This is a genomic window from Planococcus sp. S3-L1 (genome assembly GCF_030063085.1).
Lineage (GTDB): Bacteria > Bacillota > Bacilli > Bacillales_A > Planococcaceae > Planococcus > Planococcus kocurii.
The window spans coordinates 1-18,761 of sequence record NZ_JASISN010000006.1; the positions used below are offsets into that span (position 1 = coordinate 1).

Below are 18,761 nucleotides of genomic sequence, written 5' to 3' on the forward strand. Positions count from 1 at the left end.
CGGGAACATGGTATTCTGTTTCATAAGGGACACCTCTTCCTGTAGTTGTTGGTTCGCACTTACAGTCTACAAGAAAGGTGTCTCTTTTTGTATTCATTTGGATGATTCTGGCTAATCAACACGCGTGATATCGTAAGCAAAGTTAGTAGTGCTGCGATTGCTAGAAGAGCAATATTGCCTATAAATGCATAGCCAGACAAATCGATGCGAAAATCGTCTTCAAGTAAAACTAGCATTCCGAAAAATCCAACCAATGCGCCAATAATCAGCTGACCACTTGTTTTTAACATTTTCTTCATCCTAACTCCTCCTCGTCGAATTGAAAAATCTCTTGAACCGGTTTATCAAAGACCCGCGCAATTTTCATTGCAATGAGCAACGAAGGCATAAACTCTTCGCGTTCGATCAAACTTACGGTTTGGCGTGAAATCTTTGCACGTTTCGCCAATTCTGTTTGATTTATACCTAAACTCGCCCTTAACTCCTTTAACTTTGTTTTCATGTCTTCACCTCTTTATAACTAAAGTGTAAACGATACGTTTCAAAATGACAAATATATTAGTCAAAAATGCGACTTTAATGTTAAAAATTCTTTTTACAAGCAAGACTAGTTAAAACGAGAAATGTTCTCTATCAACTATATTCTTGAAATAAGGTACAATCAAATTACTCGAGTATATGAAAGAATTATCTGATTTCCCTTAAATTAAATACAATTCTAAATGAGTTGTTTTTTATTTCCTGTTAAATGGGGACTGTATTTATGGAAAGTCATTGTTAATGTTAATGCAAGGGCTTATCGGTATGTTCGGTTAAATAATAATGTCATTAAGAAGACATAACCTTTAACAAAAGGACCATTTTGTAGAATATATAGGTAACTTCTTTACCCTTTATCCGTCTAACGATAAAAGGAGGGATTAGCTGAGAATGCGAATATTATTTTTAAGTTTGTCTGTTTTTATTTTATCAACAACTATTGGATGTTCTAATTCTTCAATTACACCAGAAACTTATACAACTCAAAATCCGGACGCAAAAGAGATTTTAACATTAGACCCTAAGGCTGATATATTTCAACTCGATGGTGTGATTTATCAGACTGGAATTGAGTGGGTTGAAGAACTGTCTTTAACCAAAGATGAACAGGTAGGAGAAATAAAAACAAGAAATGATACTGATACAAACTTTGAAGGTGGTATGTCGAACAAGTTGCCTGTTGGTGCAAAAATTTATTCAGCTGAAGAATCGGATGAAGTTGCAGGGCCAATTTTACTCGTAGAATCAGAGGGGAAACTCCTTAAATACTACGGACTTGTGGAAGGTTAACCAATTTATCTATATCCATAATCGGATACGATTGTTGAGTAAACTTTTTAGAAAAGAATAGCCTTTGTTTTAGAATTGAGGCAAAGACTAACCTCATCATATAAATTCATATGAAGTAAGTAAAACCAAATGAGATTCTTTGCTCAGAAATGAAAATAGTATCGACAATCCTCTGTTTTCTATACGCCGATTGTAAAATTAAGCTAGACAACTGAAAAAGCCATCCTCCAAAGAAGATGACTTTCCTTTTTTCCGACGCCTATTTCCTCGGTTCCTCATATTTAAGGATGCAATTATTTATTCTTGCCGTGTGAATATCATTAGAACCTAGTTGGATTTTCTTTTCACCAATCCACATTTCATCTATTTCACTAAAGTGATGCGTCTTTACTACATTACGTACTTGTAATACTGTTTTAAGAGATTCAATTTAGGCTCAATAAATAGAGCTGAGGAATTAATTTTCGATTTCAAGAATAGCCTCGATTTCTTCTTGGACCTCTCGATTCACCAAACGAGAACGTTTTTTTCTCAATTCAAGATCCATTTCTTGGTCAATAAAGTTATTCGTATGTTTGTCAAAACAATTAAAACAAATCGAGTAAAAATCTTTTGTCTCTTTCTTTAAAAAATTAAATTCCCACGTTTCAAGTTCTAAATAACTTACTTGATCTTTTGTTTCTTTTCCACATAATTCGCAAGTTGTTTTCATGATAAAAAAATCCTTTCATACAACTACCTTTTATTTTTTTCCTGACGCTCTTTGATTCTTTTTAAACGCCCATGATATTTCAATATATTCGCTTGTGATTGTTTGGCATCTTCGCTAGTAGGCTGCAAGTTGGCAATATCCCAATATTTTATAACGACATCTAATACTTGGTCAAAGTATTGCAGTGGTCCATAATTCGTATCTATGGCAATGGTTTTCATTCTATCCTTAAAGTCTGGCATAACGGCGCCTGGCATAGAGAAATTAATAATTACTTTCTCAAAAAAAACAATGAAATTCGGATCAAGTTCAAGATGGGCTTTCACTGTGTCGCGATAGAATGCATAATGAAGTGCTTCGTCTTTCGCTACACGTCGAAGTAATGTTGCTAAATCTTTGTCGTAAAGACCCGCTACCTTAGCTACATTATTATAAAAAACGAGTGTAGCTAACTCTTGCAAAGTAGTATAGGCCATTGTTGCTAGAGGATTCGTGAAATCTGGAAACCAACCACTCTCAACTACTCGTTTTCTTAATTGATGCAATCTTACGGGATCAACATTTCGTGTCACCAATAAATACGTTTCCAGTAAGTTAGAGTGCTGGTCTTCTTCAGCCGTCCAAGTGCGTACGAAATCATTTATGACTTCCATTGAATTTTTAAATGTATAATCCAAATGCGAAGTATACCAAGGTAAATTTACTTCTGTAAGTAACGCTGTTTCTACCGCAATAACTACACCTTCTGGAAGAGTTACTTGACTCTCCTCCCAAGGAACTCGTTTAAAGGACATGGCCTTGTCCCATGGTATAAATTCGTGATAGCTCCAATCAATATTTGCAGAACGTTCCTTATGTAATTGATATAATTCTTTAAGGCGTGGTTCTAAGCGTATATCTAAATCTGAATTTAACATGATCTATTCTCCTTTAGGTGTTTTCCTAACTTTAAACCATTTGAATTTTTTTAACAATAAGAAAAGCAACTTTAACTGATGCTGATGAGCTTCAAAAATGCATGCATTCAGCTTATTTAAAGTATTCGGATAGGATAAACATTAACAATCTACCTCCAATGAATGTAGATTATAAAGATGAAATAGCTTTTTTTCCAGTTTGGGTTGTGGAGTTTAATAACCAACTAATCGCTGGATTGGTATTAGTATTTGAAGAAGATTATGCATCACTTGCTAATATTGCTATAGATCCTGACTTTCAAGCTAAAGGTTTAGGGAAGTTTTTACTAAACTTTGCAGAACAGGAGATAAGAAATAGAGGATATTTAGAGATGAAATTGGCTACTCATGTTTTATTCACTGAAAATGTATTATTTTATCAAAAACGAGGGTGGGTTATTGTCGATCAAGATGAAACTAAGGTCTATATGAAAAAGTATTTGAAATGAGTTTTTCACACACGGGTGCGATTGTTGAGTAACCATTTTGAAAGAAGCACTTGGTAATGCATCCCAAAAGTTGGAGTTTAAATCTAACTTTTGGGATGTTTTTATATGGCAAAATTTCTATAGAGCAACCGAAAATAAATACTCGGTTACAAAGTGCTATCGCCAATCTTCTTTTTTCTGTACTTAAATGGCATATTTTATGAACTCTTGTTGGAAAAGCAATAATCCAATACACTCGCCTCTCCCATTAAAACAGTCTTTGCAGAAAAGTTCGAGACGATGATTGTAAGAGGTACAGTCGATACTCAGTCATTTTATAATCTCTGTGCTGTCCTCTAGACACCTTAAAAATGTTGAAAGGAGGATACTCCGCTCTTCATAAAACAAGGACAATAAATTTTACGCTTCGCTTTACTTACTCCATGCCTTCTTAAATACGTATTTATGTGCCTAGAAGTGTGAAATTATTGCTTAAACTTGTCTACTTCGTATTTAAAAGTATCTCTACCGCTGTTAATATGTCTAACAACATACCTTTTTCTCTCGCTGTGACAGAGTTGTATTTTTACTTTTATCGTCATCCCCCTACTATCCACATGTATTTTTTATTTGCGAACACTTATTTTGGCTAGTTTTTCGTTTAGCAATGTTTTTTCTAATTCATTTAATGCCTTTTGTTCGTCGCTGCCATCAGCTTTAATGTCGAACTCAGAACCAAATGCAATTCCTAAAGACATAACCCCTAGTATGGATTTTAAATTGACCGTTTTTTGGTTATAAACCAATTTGACATCTGCTTCAAACTTGTTTGCTACGTTTACTAAAATTGTTGCAGGACGCGCATGGATTCCCAATTCATCTGTAATTGTAAATTGTTGACTAACCATCTTCTTCAAACTCCTTCGCTATTTGTGTTCCCCAAATTTTTTCCGCAATATTTTCCATTTTTTCATAAGTATTAACTAAGCTACCAAAGCAAACGATAGCTTAGTGTAGGTGAATACCGCTATAGTACCTTATCCCTTTAACTCAATTGCCTGGTCTAATACTTTGTCGCCTTGCATCATTCCATATGCCATCTGATTAATAATATCCACTTTGATTCCCAGTGGTTCTACTTGTTGTTTAATCTTTTTTTCAAGGTATCTAACTTGTGGACCAATCAAGACGACATCAATTTTTTCTAAATTATTTTTTAATTGTGATTCTGCAACTGCACTAATTTCTACGTTCATCTGTCTTTCTTCAGCCGCTTTTTTCATTTTGTTCACTAGCATAGAAGTAGACATTCCGGCCGAACATACCAAAATAATTTTCATTTTTTTGCCTCCTCAATCATTTGCATTTTTTCATACATATCGATCATTTCACTCGCTAAGTCTTTCACTGTTATTGCTGTCATCAAATGATCTTGGGCATGAACTAAAATCACAGAAATTAGGTTGACTTCTCCGTTCGCTTCTTCTTGCAAAAGCTTAGTTTGCTGCTGATGGGCTATAGTAAATTCCTCTTCGGCTTCTGCAATTTTTTTGCGAGATTCATCAAATTTATAGTTTTTTGCCAAAGCAATCGCTTCCATTGAACTAGACCGTGCGTTTCCAGCATGTAAAATGATCGTGAATGACAACATTTGGATTTCTTCTACTGTTTGCATCTTTATTCTCTCCCCGCTTGTTTTCTTAAAGCTCTTGCTCCTACTATAACAAATGGAATATACATCAATGTAGCGAGCACCAGATTAAATACTTGCAGTGCAACCCCTCGCCAACTCCCACCTGTCACTAAATAACCACTTAAAATGGGTGGTGTAGTCCACGGAATTATGGCAACAGTCTTTGGTACCAAGCCGCTAGACAGAGCTAGATAAGAAGTGACGGTTAAGGTTACAGGCACCATTATGAATGGGATTAACATAGCCGGATTAAGTACAATCGGTAAGCCAAAAATTACAGGTTCGTTGATATTGAATATTGCGGCTGGAGAAGAAAGTTTTCCAACTTCGCGATAAGGATGATTTTTTTCTTTTCTGATGACAATAAAAATCGCTGCGATTAACGCAATTGTTGTACCTGATCCCCCCATAAATACATACGAATCAAGAAATGGCTTAGTTACTGTATTTGGCACATCAAATGCGGAAACCCCACTTTTGAAGAGTTCTAAGTTTTCTTGAATCAAGGGCAAATACAGTGGTTCAATAATAGAGCCAATAATATTGGTTCCATGTAACCCGAAGAACCACAATAAGTGATTCAAAAAGGCAATAAAAATTGCGGCTGGCAGTGTATTTCCGAGTCCTTGTAACGGTTGTTGAATCACGATAAAGATAAATTCAAATACACTTATCTCGGCAAAAATACTCATAAGGGCCTGGAAGCAACCCACTAAAATTAAGATAATGGTTGCTGGAATTAAAGCTTGGAATGAACGTGCAACCCCTTCAGGAACACCTTCTGGCATTTTAATGGTCCATCGTGATTTTACTAAAATTCGGAATAACTCTGTCAAACCAATTGAAAGAATCATTGCAACAAACAAACCTTGAGCTCCCAGCCAAGCAAAGTTCAATCCCCAATCTTCTGTTACTGGAACAAGCATAATGTAAGCTGCAGCAGATATTAAACCTGCAGACAAACCATCTATTTCATAGGACTTTGCTAGATTGTAAGCAATCGAAAAGGCAACTAAAAGGCCTAAAACTGCGAATGTTCCATTCCAAATACTCCCCCCGACCGCTTGCCAGTTTCCTTCACCCAATATGCCATTCATCCATTCTACAAAGTTGAAAGAACCTAATGGCGGAAAGTTATTGATTAAAATAGCCAGTGATCCTACAATAATTAACGGCATGATAGAAACAAAACCATCACGAACTGCTACAAGGTGACGCTGCGCACCAATTCTTCCCGCAATCTCAATAAACTTTTCGGTAACTTTACCATTCATCCTGTCTCCTCCTCGAATTGTGGTAAGTAATCTTTGTGTGCTTTTAACAGTTCGTCTAGCAAGATTTTACTGCCCTTTTCATCACTCACTAGAGGATTCATAATCATTGCATTATACGCATCATTGTAATTGCCAGAGAGACCGGCTTTAATAACAAGTTCTTCAAATGCCTTCATTTGGTAAACCACTCCTTTAATCACTGAAGGCAGTGGACCGACCGAAATGGGCTTTGCCCCATTTTTAGAAATGATGCAATTGGTTTCAATTACTGCGTCGTAAGGCAAATCCGGAATAGCACCATTGTTGAAGGTATTGACTGTTTGTACGTCTTTTTTGTTATTGTAAATGGAATTCATTAAGCTGCAAGCCACGTCGCTATAAAATGCACCTCCACGTTCTTCAAGTTCTTTCGGTTTATCATTTAAGTTTGGATTTTGATAAAGTTCAAATAATGATTTTTCTAGTTCTTGTACATTTTCTGCACGCGTTCCGTTTTCATTAAACGCTTTAATGTCCTTGGCTAATACTTCTTTTGTTTGGAAGTAATATTGGTGATAGGGATTAGGCAAAAGCTTTGTTGCATCGATAAATGTACTTGACCAGCCAAGATTCACGATATTCGCGGGAGAGTAATCCAAACCTTGTTTTAATTTGTTTAGCACTTCTTCTGTATAATCCAGCCCATTCACTGTCACTTTTTTTCCGAAAACAAAGTGATTTATTCCAACGAATTCAATTTCTACTTCCTCTGGCGAAACATCCAAAATCTCAGCTGTAGAATGGCGCATATTAAAAGGAATATTGCACACGCCGATAACTTTATCGTGCGCTGAATGCTTTAATAGCGTTTCTGTAATAATTCCTGCTGGATTTGTAAAATTGATCATCCACGCTTCAGGACAAATGTGATGAATATCTTCTGCCATTTCCATCATGACCGGAATCGTTCTAAATGCTTTAAAAATTCCACCAGCTCCATTTGTTTCTTGTCCGATAAATCCATGACTTAATGGAATACGTTCGTCTTTCGCCCTTGCTTCTAATCCTCCGACTCGGATTTGTGTAGATACAAAATCAGCACCTATTAAGGCTTGTTTGCGATCCAATGTCCATGTCAGGTTAATAGGCTTACCGGATTTCAAAATCATTCTTTTTGAAAGTTCTCCAACTACTTGTAGTTTGTCCTTTCCATTTTCTATGTCGACCAATACAATGTCCGTTACAGGCAATGAATCATGTCTTCGAATAATCCCTTCAATAATTTCAGGGGTATAACTTGAGCCACCGCCAATAACAACTATCTTCAAACTCATTTCACAAAACTCCCTTACCGTTAAGATGAAAGCGCTCTCACTCTATTGTGCAAAACATACTAATAGAGCTGTAGATCTAGCTACATGTAGACCTTCTTAAGCCACGTCTAATTAGTCAATTTATTCTGTTAATAATAACTATTTTTTCTTAAATGTAATGTATCATACATTTAAAAATTTGTATATAACAAAAGTACAATTAACTTTAATGTGATAAAAGTTTGTTATTGTATCTTTAATCTTGTACACTTTAGACATGAATAATGAAGGAGCATTGCAATGGATAAAAATCAGGCACTTCATGCTTACATTAAAGAAGACTTACTTAATCAGATAAAATTAGGGACTTATAAAGTAGGTGACAGAATTCCAACCGAGTTAGAATTGTGTAAAGACTTTAATGTTAGTCGGACGACTGTTCGAACTGCACTAAAACAACTTACTATGGAAGGTTACCTCGTCAGAAAACAGGGCAACGGTACTTTTGTTGCAGAACAAAAAGTGAAACAGACACTTTCCCACACTGTTGAGCGCTATAGTGATCAAATAGCAGTTCAAGGTAAAAAAGCAGAAATATCGCTTGTCAGCATTCAAGTAATTCCTGCTACAGAATCATTAAAACAAGTTTTAAATGTATCTATCGACGATCCAATTCAGTGCATAGAAAGAATTAGAAAAGCAAATGGAGAGCCAACACAATTCGAAATTTCTTATATTCCATGGTCATTAGCACCTGGTATTACGCAACAACATGCAGAATCTTCTTTGTATGAAACACTAAAAAAGGTTTATCATTTACAAATTGCTAAGACCACTGAGCATGTAGAAATTATCTTTCCAGATGAGCGAGTTGCTCAGCATCTGCAGTATAAAGAAGGATTGCCTTGCTTTTATATTGAGACCGTAGCAGAGGATATAAATGGCAATGTATTTGAGTATTCACGTTCTTACTTTCGAGGAGACAAAACAAATTTTGTCATCAGTCGCAATTACTTGATGGACGAATAAGTATAGGGGGCTTTATTAGTGAGAGTGCTATTTAATGCAGATGACTTTGGATTAACTGAAGGTGTGACGGATGGAATCATCCAAGCTCACACCAATGGAGTTGTTCAATCCACTACACTTATGATGAATGGACTTGCAAAAGACTATGCTGTAGAAAAAGCGAAACAGTTTCCCTCTTTGCGTGTAGGAATCCACCTTGTGCTAACTTGGGGAGTGCCTTTAAGTAAAGAAGTACCGTCATTAATCAATGCGCAAGGCTTGTTTAAATATACAAGTTCTTTTGAGGAGATGGATCCTCCGCGTTTGGAAGACGTAGAAAAAGAATGGCGAACTCAACTAAATGCCTTTATCGCTACCGGCATTCCGCTCCATCACATAGATAGTCATCATCACGTCCATGGCTGGGAAGCATTAAAAAATGTCGTACTAACACTTGCTGAAGAATATTGCGTTCCTGTTCGGTATGTAGATTCTTTGAAAAAACATCCGACTGTTCTTTTATCAGAAGTTTTATGGCTGAATTTTTATGACAACGGGATTAGCAAAGACATTTTCAACAGCCTTCAGCAATTTAAAGGCAAAACAGTCGAAGTAATGACCCATCCCGCAATCGTAGACGATCCATTAAAAGCGATAAGTTCCTACCAAGAGAAAAGAGCAGAAGAACTTTCCATCTTGTGTGCATTAAAAATTCCAGAATGGGTGGAGCTTATGGAATGAGTATGCTTCTGTCTCTTTTCTTCTTTTCGCTTTTTCTACCGTTTTAGAATTCCTCCTAGCTACTGAAAATAAGCCGTTTCAAATAGCAAATTCTGCTCGTTAAATTTGACTCCTCGGCTTTATTTGATGCAGTTTGTCTTTAAGCTGCTTCTGTAGAGGCTCTATGTCAAACTTAGGAAAATCCAAAGGCATGCATGTGGTTCATTTATTAAGTACGAAATACATTTGAAATGTTGGAAAGCCGCCTATTGAGCGGCTTTTTCTATTAATATTTTTGATGGCTACACCTCGCAATGAAAGCTCAAGAAAATTCTTATGAGTTTATTCCAATTATTTGGATATACTGTCCGAATACAATGAAATACTGTCCATTTCTCAACAAATACTGTCCAAATCTCACAGGATACTGTCCGCATCATATACTTTACTGTCCAAACGCCAAAACGCCTCAAAAAAAGGGCAATTCGCGCGAAGCGAATTGCCCTTTCAACCACTATTATCATACTTTTATTGCAACGATTGGCGTCATGGCACCAAGAACGTCAATTTCTATTTTTAATAATGGACTTAACCCAGCGAATCGCTGGATTAGTTTTTACGTTCGTTCATTTCTGAAACAGCGTCATTAAATTTGTCGAAGTCGAATTCGACGCTATTGGGTTTGTAGAAAAACAAGATCGATTCTTTTTCGCCTTGTGCAAGTAAGAACGTGACGACAGCCTTTGGACTTGTCATATCAATTCCTGCTTGGTTGGCATCCGTAAGTTTTGTCAAAATGTGTTCCGGTGTCCTGCTCACTCTAGTTGCCCCTCTCCGATTGCCGGCAAATTGCGGATGTCTAAAATGGTCGGCAACTTATTAAAATCTGGTCTTTGCGTCATGTCCATCAACATCGCTGCTGTTTCTTCTGGGCTGCTTAACAGGCCATTTTCTTTGTAATGAAGAAACTTTTCCAGTAAAGGAAAATCAGCCGCTTCGCTTTGGCGGATTTTTTCTTGCATGCCCGTATCAATGATTCCAGGTGCTACTGACACTACTTTTACATCGGCATTTTCTGCGTCCAAGCAAGAGCTAAAATGATCCAACCCTGCTTTTCCAGCACAATAAGCGCTCCATCCCTCATAAGCTTTGCGGCCCGCTCCTGAAGAAATATTAATGATTTTTTTGTGACTCGATCGGTCTTTCAGCTGTGCAATAAATGCACCACACAATAGCATCGGTGCCGTTAAATTAAGGACAATGCTTTGGCTAACTTGTGCTGTGTCATTTGTATGAGCAAATCCTATCGGTTCAATCGTCCCCGCGTTATTTACTAGCACAATGGTTTCCGTATCTTTCGAAATCCACTTTAATGCCTGCCCCATAATGTCTTCAATAGCATCTAGTTTTGTTAGGTCAAACGCCAGAAAGTTGTCATATGGCCAGTTTTCTGGTTTAGTGCGCGCAATTCCAATGACTTGGTGACCTTGTTCATTAAGTTGTCGACTCCATTCAAAACCGATTCCTTTGGATGCGCCCGTAATAATATATGCTTCTTTTGCCATTATTTTTGTCCACCTTGTTGATACATAATTTCTCCTGCTACGACGGTCATTACGGTTTCAACTTCTAAAATCTGTTCTTCGTTACCCGCAAATAGATCTCGGTCAAATACCGTGAAATCGGCGTCAAATCCTTCACGAATAATCCCTCGTACGTTTTCCTTGCCAATCGTCGCGGCACTCCCGCTGGTGTACAACTGAACGGCTTCAAAGCGTGATAGTTTTTCTTCTGGCTGGTAACCTGCATGCGTTTCATAGGGCTTCCTACGTGTTACCGCAGCGTAAATCCCAAGACGCGGGTCTGCCTCTTCAATTGGTGCATCCGATCCCCCGGCACAAATCAAGCCGTGGTCCAATAGTTTTTTCCAAGCGTATGACCATTCTAAACGGCCTTCACCCAGCCGTTCCACTACCCAAGGAAAATCAGACGTCACGAAACTTGGCTGAAGATCTAACGCCACTTCGATTTGTTGCATGCGCGCTACTAAATCTTCACGGACTACCATCGCATGGATAAGACGGTCCCGTTTGTGTGCAGATACCGGATGTGCTTCAATGGCGTCTAACGCCATTTCAAGCCCAAGGTCTCCAATCACATGAATCGCTACAGCTTCTCCGTGTTTGCGTGCAACAGACACCAGCCGTTTTAATTCCTCATCTGATTGAATTGCCACACCGACAGTAGACGGATCATCATTATAGGGTTTGCTTAACAAAGCTGTGCGCCCACCAATCGACCCATCAGCAAAAATTTTCATTGGGCCGGGGTCAATAAACGGTTCAGCATAAGAAGCGTTTTCCATCATTTCCTCAAATGCACTGTGCGCTCTTAACAAATGTGCACGGAATTTCATATGGTCTCCAATCACATTTTTAAAAGCCTCGAGCGGTCGTGAATAATGACCGTAATAGCCCATGTCTTCTGTATGGGCGCCCGTTAATCCGAGCGATAGTAAATGATCTACTGATTTTTGCAAAGCACGTGTTAAATAATTAACGCTGACTTCCGGGACTTGATTGGATACTAAATCCTGTGCTGCATCTAATAAGTAACCCGTCGGCTCTCCATCTGCATCCCGTACGATGAGTCCACCTTCTGGGTCTAGACTTTCCTTTGTAATTCCGGCAAGTGCTAATGCACTCGAGTTCGCCAAAATTGCATGACGGCAAACTCGTTTCAGCAGCATTGGTGACTTACTAATTTCATCAAGCTCATGGCGATGGAATATTTTACGGTCTGCAAAATTATTTTCATTCCAGCCTTCCCCGATAAACCAGTCGTCTTCTTTTAGTTCTTTCGTTGACTCAATTAATTGTTCACGCATTTCTTCTGAGCTTTCGATTTTTGACAAATCGACGCGCATCAATTTTTCACCGTGGCCGATCATGTGCATATGACTATCAACTAATCCTGGATACATGCTCGCGCCTTCTAGATTAATTTCCTTATCAGCGAATGGTTTTAACTCTTCATAAGCCCCAATCTTCTCTATGCGATCGTCAGACACTAACACAGCTTCTGTTGTAGTGCCTTCTGCTTCCATTGTATAGATTGTTCCCCCATGCCATAACACGTTCATCTAATCACTCCTTTTCTCTCTCTTCATCATATGTTTATTCGCTGCTGCATTCAATACGTTTAGTCTGATTATTTATTGATTCGTCCGTAAAGCAAATGCTCTTTCTTTTATGTTATACTGTTTTTACTTATAGAAAGCAGAGGTGAACCCTCCAAGTCGGAGGGACGAATTGGACAGTATACTCATTCTCAATTTGGTTATGGTTGCGCTTTTAATCGGGCTGACCGCTTTATTTGTTGGATCGGAGTTTTCCATTATCCGTGTCAGGATGTCCCGCATCGATCAACTCGTTTCAGAAGGCCATAAAAATGCCATTCTAACGAAGAAAATCATTAGCAATTTGGATTATTATTTATCCGCTTGTCAATTAGGGATTACCGTAACGGCACTTGGCCTTGGTTGGCTTGGCGAACCGACTGTAGAAAGGCTCTTGCATCCGGTTTTTGAAAACTTTGGGATCGAAGAACCGACTGCATCTATTTTCTCCTTTATCATCGCATTTACGGTGATTACATTTCTTCATGTGGTAATTGGCGAACTGGCGCCTAAAACTCTAGCTATCCAATATGCGGAGAAAATGGCTTTTGTTTTTGCCAGACCCCTTTATCTGTTTGGCGTCATCTTAGCGCCTTTTATCTGGCTAATGAATGGCTCAGCCCGTCTGCTTTTACGTACTTTTGGTATTGAACCCGCAGAACACGAGCAGGCCCATTCAGAAGAAGAACTGAAAATCATCATGACGAAAAGTTATCACAGTGGTGAGATCAATCAAACGGAATTGTCGTATATGCAGAATATTTTTTCTTTCGATGAACGGTTAGCAAAAGACATTATGCTACCCCGAACACAAATGGAGACCATTTCACTTGAAATGAGCCATAATGACTTGATGGAGATTGTGCGAGACCATCAGTATACGCGTTACCCTGTTACCGAAAAAGGGGATAAAGACGACATTCTCGGTTTTATCAACGTCAAGGAAATGCTGACCAATTACACGTACCTACAAGATTTAAATGACAGCATCGTCGTTCATGATATTCCCTTTGTCCATGACATGGCACCGATTCAAGACGTGTTATTGAAAATGCAGAAAGAACATGTCCATATGGCGATTGTTGTCGATGAATACGGCGGAACTGCCGGAGTGATCACGATGGAAGATATTTTAGAAGAAATTGTCGGGGAAATTCGGGATGAGTTTGACGAAGACGAACGCGACGAAATTAAAGCCGTCGATATCAATAATTATTTATTGAATGGCCGTGTGCTGTTGTCCGATTTAGAAGATCGTTTTGCGATAGAATTTGATGATAGCGAAGATGTTGATACCATTGGTGGTTGGATCCAGTTAAAAAACACCGATATTGGTGAAGGTGAATCGGTAGAAATGCCGAGTCACACCATCACAGTCCGTGAAATGGAAAATCATCAAATCATTCGTGTCTTGTTAACACGCAATACCGAAATGTTGGAAACTGAATAAAAAAAATCCCCGATAGCCATGGATGCTATCGGGGATTTTTTTAGTTGAGTAGTTCTGAAACTGTTCTGGTCACTTTTAGAAGCACCCTAGAAAGTATCGCCAAAAAATTTACTTATCCAGATTACTTAATAACGTTTTTTCGTATTCGAATTTCTTCATAAGCATTTCGCCTGAATAGCCTTCTTCGATTAATGTGGCTAAGATTTTTTTAGTTTCATCTGTTGCCGCTTCTGGGTGTTCGCCACGGTCAAATTCAACGACATTTTCTGCATCTGTGATCCAGTCTGAGAAACTGCCCATATACAATCGTAACTGATCATAGCCCTTTTCTGTCATGATCGCATACAAGGCAGCTGCAGTGACACCGCTGCCACAGTAGACAACAGCAGGTTCGTGTTTTTGAACAATGTGGCTAATGTCGTCGCCTACATGAAATTCGTCTTCAGCAACAAATTGAGCCCAATCTAAGTTTCGTGCTCCCGGAATCCGTCCAGCTACCGGATCAATTGGTTCAACAAGTCCTGCATAGCGTTCTGCAGAACGAGCATCAACTAAGACCCCTAATTCATCGCCACTAATAATGCTTTTTACGTAAGCTTGATCGGCAAAAATAGCTCGGTTAAATACCGGCTCTATTTCCGTTGGCTGGTATGTTGATTGATCCTGCGCGACTTTAATTCCCTGCTCTTTGAGCTGACTAAAGCCTTTTTTGCTAATATGAACTTTTTCAAATCCTGCATATTTCAACAACCACCAAGCGCGTGTCGCATATGGCGAACCACCTTGGTCATAAATAACAATTGAATCGTTATGTTTCAAGCCAGTTGATTTGATTAGCTCGGTCAGCTGCCGGTCAGATGGCATTGGATGTCGCCCTTCAGAAGATGACATGTCAGACATATCATTTTCCAAATCCCAAAATACAGCTCCTGCTACATGCTCATCTTCATACGTTTTTTTGCCCGCTAATGAATTTTTCAAATCGAATCTTGCATCGATCCATCTATGGTTTTCGGTATCGATTGTTTCAATAAAAACTGACATCGTCTACACCCTTCCGTCCATCAAATTTGAATACAATTGTTTCCACTGTGCCAGCTTTTCGGATTGTTGCAGTAACGTCCGCTCTGAGTCGATTTGGTCTACGGCTTGGCGTAAAATATGCTGACGCAATCCCTCTGCTTCTTGTTCAATCCAAAATTCTGCCCAGTTGCTCAGTACTTTTTTCTCTTTATCTAAATAGCTTAACGCATCAGGTTCCATCAAAGCTTGCAGCGCATCACGTAATTTCTCTTTTTCGTTTTTCTCAAAAAAGCTTTTATTGTTTTTATAATATGATTTTACCGATGAATAATCTGCTTCTGTAAACGGCTTGGTCATGTCTAGCGAGTTCGCTTCTTGCACTTCGTATGGAGTAAACGAAAATCCAGAATTTTGTTCTTTTAGTTTCGCCGTATCTTCTTTAAACCGCGATTCTAGTTTCTTTTCGATAAACTGACCCAGACGGAAATTTGTGACACGCAACTCCTGCTGAAAATCAAAGCCTGTCATTTCATTCATATCCAGTAACGCTGTATCTAGTGCTTGCTGTGCCGATTTGTTCGAAAAAACGGACGGGTTAAAAGCCTCTTTAAAGAAATCATTAAAACGGTAAAAGACTCGTTGATTGACGTAATACAGCAATTCGTCTAATTCCTGTAAGGCTTCGCGCTCTAATAGCTTTGCAATGGATGCCGAGAAGAGTTTCCGCAACTGTTGCTCAAGATGCTTAAGTTCACTAAGTCGCTCATCTTTTCTTAATAAATTCTTTTCCGTATCTTCGATCAAACTGCCGAACCGGTTGACTGCTTTTTGCTCTTCTTCTGCAAGTGATTGGACAGCCATACCTTTTAGTTCTTCTTTTAAGAAATACTGAAACGCTTCTTCAAATTGCGGCATTCCTGAATGCTCACGGTCACGTAGCGCCAGTAGGCTAGAAACCCCAAACAGACGTGGGAAACGAATGCCAAAACGCTGTAGTTCGTCCTGTACATACGTCACAACGGCGTCTTTTTCTTCCACGTTATTAGCCAAATCGATAGCATTGACGACAAAGAACATTTTATCCATTTCAAATGCGTCTTTAACTCGCCCAAGTTGAATCAGGAATTCTCGATCTGCTCGTGCAAACGCATGGTTGTAATAGGTGATAAACAAAATGGCATCGGCATTACGAATATATTCAAATGCAACATTGGTATGGCGCGCATTAATTGAATCCGCTCCTGGTGTATCGACAAGCGTAACACCATTTCGTGTTAGTTCACAATCATAATAAAAATCGATTTCATCAACAAAACAGCTTTTCTCTTCTTTTGCTACATACAATCCGAAGGCTTCACGATCTGTCCGGATCGTCTCACCTAAACGATCTTTGAAATTCGGGTAGCCTTTGTTAAACGCGTTAATAAAGGATTTGTGAACTTGTTGCTCAGTCGGCGTATCTTCCGGTAACTTTGACGACTTGGCATATGCATCATCAAGAGAGGTGATTGGCACACCTAATGCATGGAAAGAATTTTTAACATCTTCAGTCATTTGCGCATGCGTTTTTAATCGCACATCTGCTGTTTCATGTGGATGTTGCTCTGAGACTGGACGAATACGGTTGATTGTAGCGGTTGTGGGGTTTGGTGACACCGGCAATACCGTTTCTCCCATTAAAGCGTTGGAAAAAGATGACTTCCCAGCACTAAAAGCGCCAAACAAAGCAATCGTGAATTCCTGACCTTCTAAACGACCTGCTTTACGTTTTAAATAGGCCGCCGTTTCAGCAAAACCTTTGATTGGATCAATAACTGCTGCTGTACGATTAGCACGCTCCAGTACAGCTTGTTCGTCAAACTCTGCCACTTCTGCTATTTTTATTTGCTGTTCTTGTTGCTGTTGCTGTTGATCGTCTTTTTCAAGCATAGATGAATCGAATTCGGTCATATCCTCAATGGAAACTTCAAATTCACCTAGCCATTGTTCTACTTTTTCTGCTGCCGCTGTTTTTTGTTTAGGTAACATTGCCGAATAAGAACGTTTCACTTTATCGATTTTGCTATCCATTTCCTCAAGTGTTTGAATTGCCAACATTTTTTTGGAAAGTGTTTGTGATTTCATATCAATTTCCGTGTTAGCGTCATCTGTCAAACCTTCAAACTTCTCTTCTTGCGCTTTTTTCCAACCATCCGTTTCACGAATGAACCAACGCTGAACAGCCGTTGAAATACTTTTGGCAAAGTTTAGTACGGCATCCCCTGTTACGGAAGCTCCTGCTGGCGTTTGCTCTTTTACAACAGAAAACGGCACAGTAAAGACGATGTCATCAATTGCTAAAGATTCACTATCACTCAATAAATTAGCATCTTTCAACGAAGACTTCATTAACTTTTTTATGTGAGTGGTAATTTGAGATGAAACCGTCGAGTCAAGTCGCTCTTGTACGTCTTGCTGTCTTTTTTGGCGTTCTTCTTCAGTCTTTTTGCCACTGAACAACATGCCAACTTTGAAGTTCGGTTGAACAGATTTCAAGTAGCTCGTTAGCGCATTACGTAGTTCATAAGGCATGATATTCGAGTTTTCCAGTAGTTCTTTGCGATTCTTTTCAAATGTCGCCTGCCAGCTCTCAAAATCCTGTACAGACATTCTACGAGATACTAATGCATGTTCTTTTTTCAAATCCTCACGCATTTCCCATTCTTGTGGATCCAGAACAGCTGAAAATGCATCCAGACGTTCTGCTTTTTCATCTTCTAAGTACTTAATGTGCTCGTCTTTTAGCTGACTTAAAGCAGAATCAGAAGCTTCGCCAACATGACCTTCCCAGTTTTGCATAGTTGAAGATACTAAAGACTTGACCTGTTCAAAATCATTCCCCGGAAACTCAAAATCTTTTAAAGACGTGAAGAAAATACCTTTAGGAACGACTCCCCAAGCTGCAAACGAATCGTGAACAGATTGTTGAAAATCCACAAAGCTCATTTCACTGTTTTGATGCTTATCAATTTGATTAACGATTAAATACAATTCCGTGTATTTCTGCAATTCTTTCGTGAAATTAAAATTCAATTCGGATTGAACATGGTTATAGTCCATCACATAAAAGACCATATCTGCCACGTGAAGAGCCGATTCTGTTGATAACCGGTGAGCGTCATCCGTTGAGTCAACGCCCGGTGTATCCATAACTGTGATGCCTTTTGGCAAAACAGAAGCCTGGTGCCCAATGTCAATTTGCGTAACTTCTCCGCTCTTACAAAATTCCTTTACCGCATTAAAATCGTAATTCTCAGGAAAGTAAACCGGCTTTTCGTTTCGCATATTCACAATCGCAAAATCCGTATCCGCTTTTTGGACATTAACAATGTTAGCACTGGTCGGAATTGGACTAGATGGCAACAAAGTCTCACCCGTTAATGCATTAATCATCGATGACTTGCCAGAGGAAAAATGTCCAGCAAAGCCAATGATAAAATTATTTTTTAAGATTTTTTTTGCAAATAAATGAGCTTTGGCCTCGCGTTCGGTATCTTCGTTATCTTTAAAAATCTGATAAAGGTGGGCCGTTTCAAATAATTCTTTATGATGATCAACAACTGTCATTTAGAAATCTCCTTCTCCGCATACTATTATCTATCATATCATTTTTACGAGCGAACGAAAAACATCCTTCTCAATTTAGAGAAGGATGTTGA

19 protein-coding genes are annotated in these 18,761 nt (G+C 38.7%); 5 read left to right on the forward strand and 14 right to left on the reverse strand.

What is annotated here, in order from left to right; genetic code table 11:
- Positions 1 to 59: 59 nt before the first annotated feature.
- Both QMF37_RS07855 and QMF37_RS07860 read right to left on the reverse strand, forming a co-directional pair.
- Positions 60 to 299: a hypothetical protein gene (locus QMF37_RS07855; RefSeq protein ID WP_283477680.1), complete on the reverse strand. Its 240-nt coding sequence runs from the start codon at positions 297 to 299 to the stop codon at positions 60 to 62.
- A complete protein-coding gene (locus QMF37_RS07860; protein ID WP_071153772.1) occupies positions 296 to 502 on the reverse strand; it encodes a helix-turn-helix transcriptional regulator in 207 nt (68 codons plus the stop codon). Before QMF37_RS07860 ends, QMF37_RS07855 begins: the two co-directional genes overlap by 4 nt.
- Before the next feature lie 428 nt (positions 503 to 930).
- On the opposite strand from QMF37_RS07860, the gene QMF37_RS07865 reads away from it, so the two are divergent.
- On the forward strand, positions 931 to 1,329 hold the full coding sequence (locus QMF37_RS07865; RefSeq protein WP_283477683.1) for a hypothetical protein: 399 nt from the start codon (positions 931 to 933) through the stop codon (positions 1,327 to 1,329).
- A gap of 457 nt (positions 1,330 to 1,786) precedes the next feature.
- On the opposite strand, the gene QMF37_RS07870 is transcribed toward QMF37_RS07865, so the two are convergent.
- Both QMF37_RS07870 and QMF37_RS07875 read right to left on the reverse strand, forming a co-directional pair.
- Positions 1,787 to 2,041, reverse strand: coding sequence for a hypothetical protein (locus QMF37_RS07870; protein WP_283477685.1), 255 nt, complete (start codon positions 2,039 to 2,041; stop codon positions 1,787 to 1,789).
- A gap of 23 nt (positions 2,042 to 2,064) precedes the next feature.
- Positions 2,065 to 2,958, reverse strand: a complete 894-nt coding sequence (locus QMF37_RS07875; protein ID WP_058385095.1) for an acyl-ACP desaturase — start codon at positions 2,956 to 2,958, stop codon at positions 2,065 to 2,067.
- Positions 2,959 to 3,059: 101 nt separating this feature from the next.
- On the opposite strand from QMF37_RS07875, the gene QMF37_RS07880 reads away from it, so the two are divergent.
- Entirely contained in the window at positions 3,060 to 3,446 is a 387-nt protein-coding gene (locus QMF37_RS07880) for a GNAT family N-acetyltransferase (protein WP_078080498.1), read from the forward strand.
- Positions 3,447 to 4,051: 605 nt separating this feature from the next.
- Here the strand turns inward: QMF37_RS07880 and QMF37_RS07885 are convergent.
- From QMF37_RS07885 to QMF37_RS07905, 5 genes are all read right to left on the reverse strand, one after another.
- Positions 4,052 to 4,333, reverse strand: a complete 282-nt coding sequence (locus tag QMF37_RS07885; protein ID WP_078080499.1) for a phosphocarrier protein HPr — start codon at positions 4,331 to 4,333, stop codon at positions 4,052 to 4,054.
- Between the two features lie 129 nt (positions 4,334 to 4,462).
- Positions 4,463 to 4,765, reverse strand: a complete 303-nt coding sequence (locus QMF37_RS07890) for a PTS sugar transporter subunit IIB (protein WP_058385091.1) — start codon at positions 4,763 to 4,765, stop codon at positions 4,463 to 4,465.
- Positions 4,762 to 5,100 carry a PTS lactose/cellobiose transporter subunit IIA gene (locus QMF37_RS07895; RefSeq protein WP_058385090.1) on the reverse strand — a complete coding sequence of 113 codons (339 nt, stop codon included), beginning with the start codon at positions 5,098 to 5,100 and terminating at the stop codon, positions 4,762 to 4,764. Before QMF37_RS07895 ends, QMF37_RS07890 begins: the two co-directional genes overlap by 4 nt.
- Before the next feature lie 2 nt (positions 5,101 to 5,102).
- Complete coding sequence (locus tag QMF37_RS07900) at positions 5,103 to 6,392, reverse strand: PTS sugar transporter subunit IIC (RefSeq protein WP_283477692.1); 1,290 nt, start codon at positions 6,390 to 6,392, stop codon at positions 5,103 to 5,105.
- Positions 6,389 to 7,705: a 6-phospho-beta-glucosidase gene (locus QMF37_RS07905; RefSeq protein ID WP_283477694.1), complete on the reverse strand. Its 1,317-nt coding sequence runs from the start codon at positions 7,703 to 7,705 to the stop codon at positions 6,389 to 6,391. Before QMF37_RS07905 ends, QMF37_RS07900 begins: the two co-directional genes overlap by 4 nt.
- A gap of 279 nt (positions 7,706 to 7,984) precedes the next feature.
- Between QMF37_RS07905 and QMF37_RS07910 the strand changes: the two genes are divergently transcribed.
- Both QMF37_RS07910 and chbG read left to right on the forward strand, forming a co-directional pair.
- Positions 7,985 to 8,713 (forward strand): GntR family transcriptional regulator, encoded by a 729-nt coding sequence (locus QMF37_RS07910; protein ID WP_058385087.1) that lies wholly within the window; start codon positions 7,985 to 7,987, stop codon positions 8,711 to 8,713.
- An 18-nt stretch (positions 8,714 to 8,731) separates the two neighbouring features.
- Positions 8,732 to 9,433: a chitin disaccharide deacetylase gene (gene chbG, locus QMF37_RS07915; protein WP_071153808.1), complete on the forward strand. Its 702-nt coding sequence runs from the start codon at positions 8,732 to 8,734 to the stop codon at positions 9,431 to 9,433.
- A 588-nt stretch (positions 9,434 to 10,021) separates the two neighbouring features.
- Here chbG and QMF37_RS07920 read toward each other — a convergent pair.
- Genes QMF37_RS07920 through QMF37_RS07930 form a run of 3 tightly spaced genes read right to left on the reverse strand, consistent with a single transcriptional unit; the run spans position 10,022 to position 12,554 of the window.
- The gene (locus QMF37_RS07920; protein ID WP_058385085.1) at positions 10,022 to 10,231 is read right to left on the reverse strand and encodes a hypothetical protein; all 210 of its coding nucleotides are present in this window, start codon (positions 10,229 to 10,231) and stop codon (positions 10,022 to 10,024) included.
- Entirely contained in the window at positions 10,228 to 10,977 is a 750-nt protein-coding gene (locus tag QMF37_RS07925; RefSeq protein WP_283477698.1) for an SDR family NAD(P)-dependent oxidoreductase, read from the reverse strand. Before QMF37_RS07925 ends, QMF37_RS07920 begins: the two co-directional genes overlap by 4 nt.
- The gene (locus tag QMF37_RS07930; protein ID WP_058385083.1) at positions 10,977 to 12,554 is read right to left on the reverse strand and encodes an amidohydrolase; all 1,578 of its coding nucleotides are present in this window, start codon (positions 12,552 to 12,554) and stop codon (positions 10,977 to 10,979) included. Before QMF37_RS07930 ends, QMF37_RS07925 begins: the two co-directional genes overlap by 1 nt.
- A gap of 169 nt (positions 12,555 to 12,723) precedes the next feature.
- On the opposite strand from QMF37_RS07930, the gene QMF37_RS07935 reads away from it, so the two are divergent.
- A complete protein-coding gene (locus tag QMF37_RS07935; RefSeq protein WP_078080505.1) occupies positions 12,724 to 14,040 on the forward strand; it encodes a hemolysin family protein in 1,317 nt (438 codons plus the stop codon).
- Positions 14,041 to 14,148: 108 nt separating this feature from the next.
- Here QMF37_RS07935 and QMF37_RS07940 read toward each other — a convergent pair whose 3' ends face one another.
- Positions 14,149 to 15,084: a sulfurtransferase gene (locus QMF37_RS07940; protein WP_058385081.1), complete on the reverse strand. Its 936-nt coding sequence runs from the start codon at positions 15,082 to 15,084 to the stop codon at positions 14,149 to 14,151.
- A gap of 3 nt (positions 15,085 to 15,087) precedes the next feature.
- A complete protein-coding gene (locus tag QMF37_RS07945) occupies positions 15,088 to 18,669 on the reverse strand; it encodes a dynamin family protein (RefSeq protein WP_283477703.1) in 3,582 nt (1,193 codons plus the stop codon).
- Positions 18,670 to 18,761: the final 92 nt, after the last annotated feature.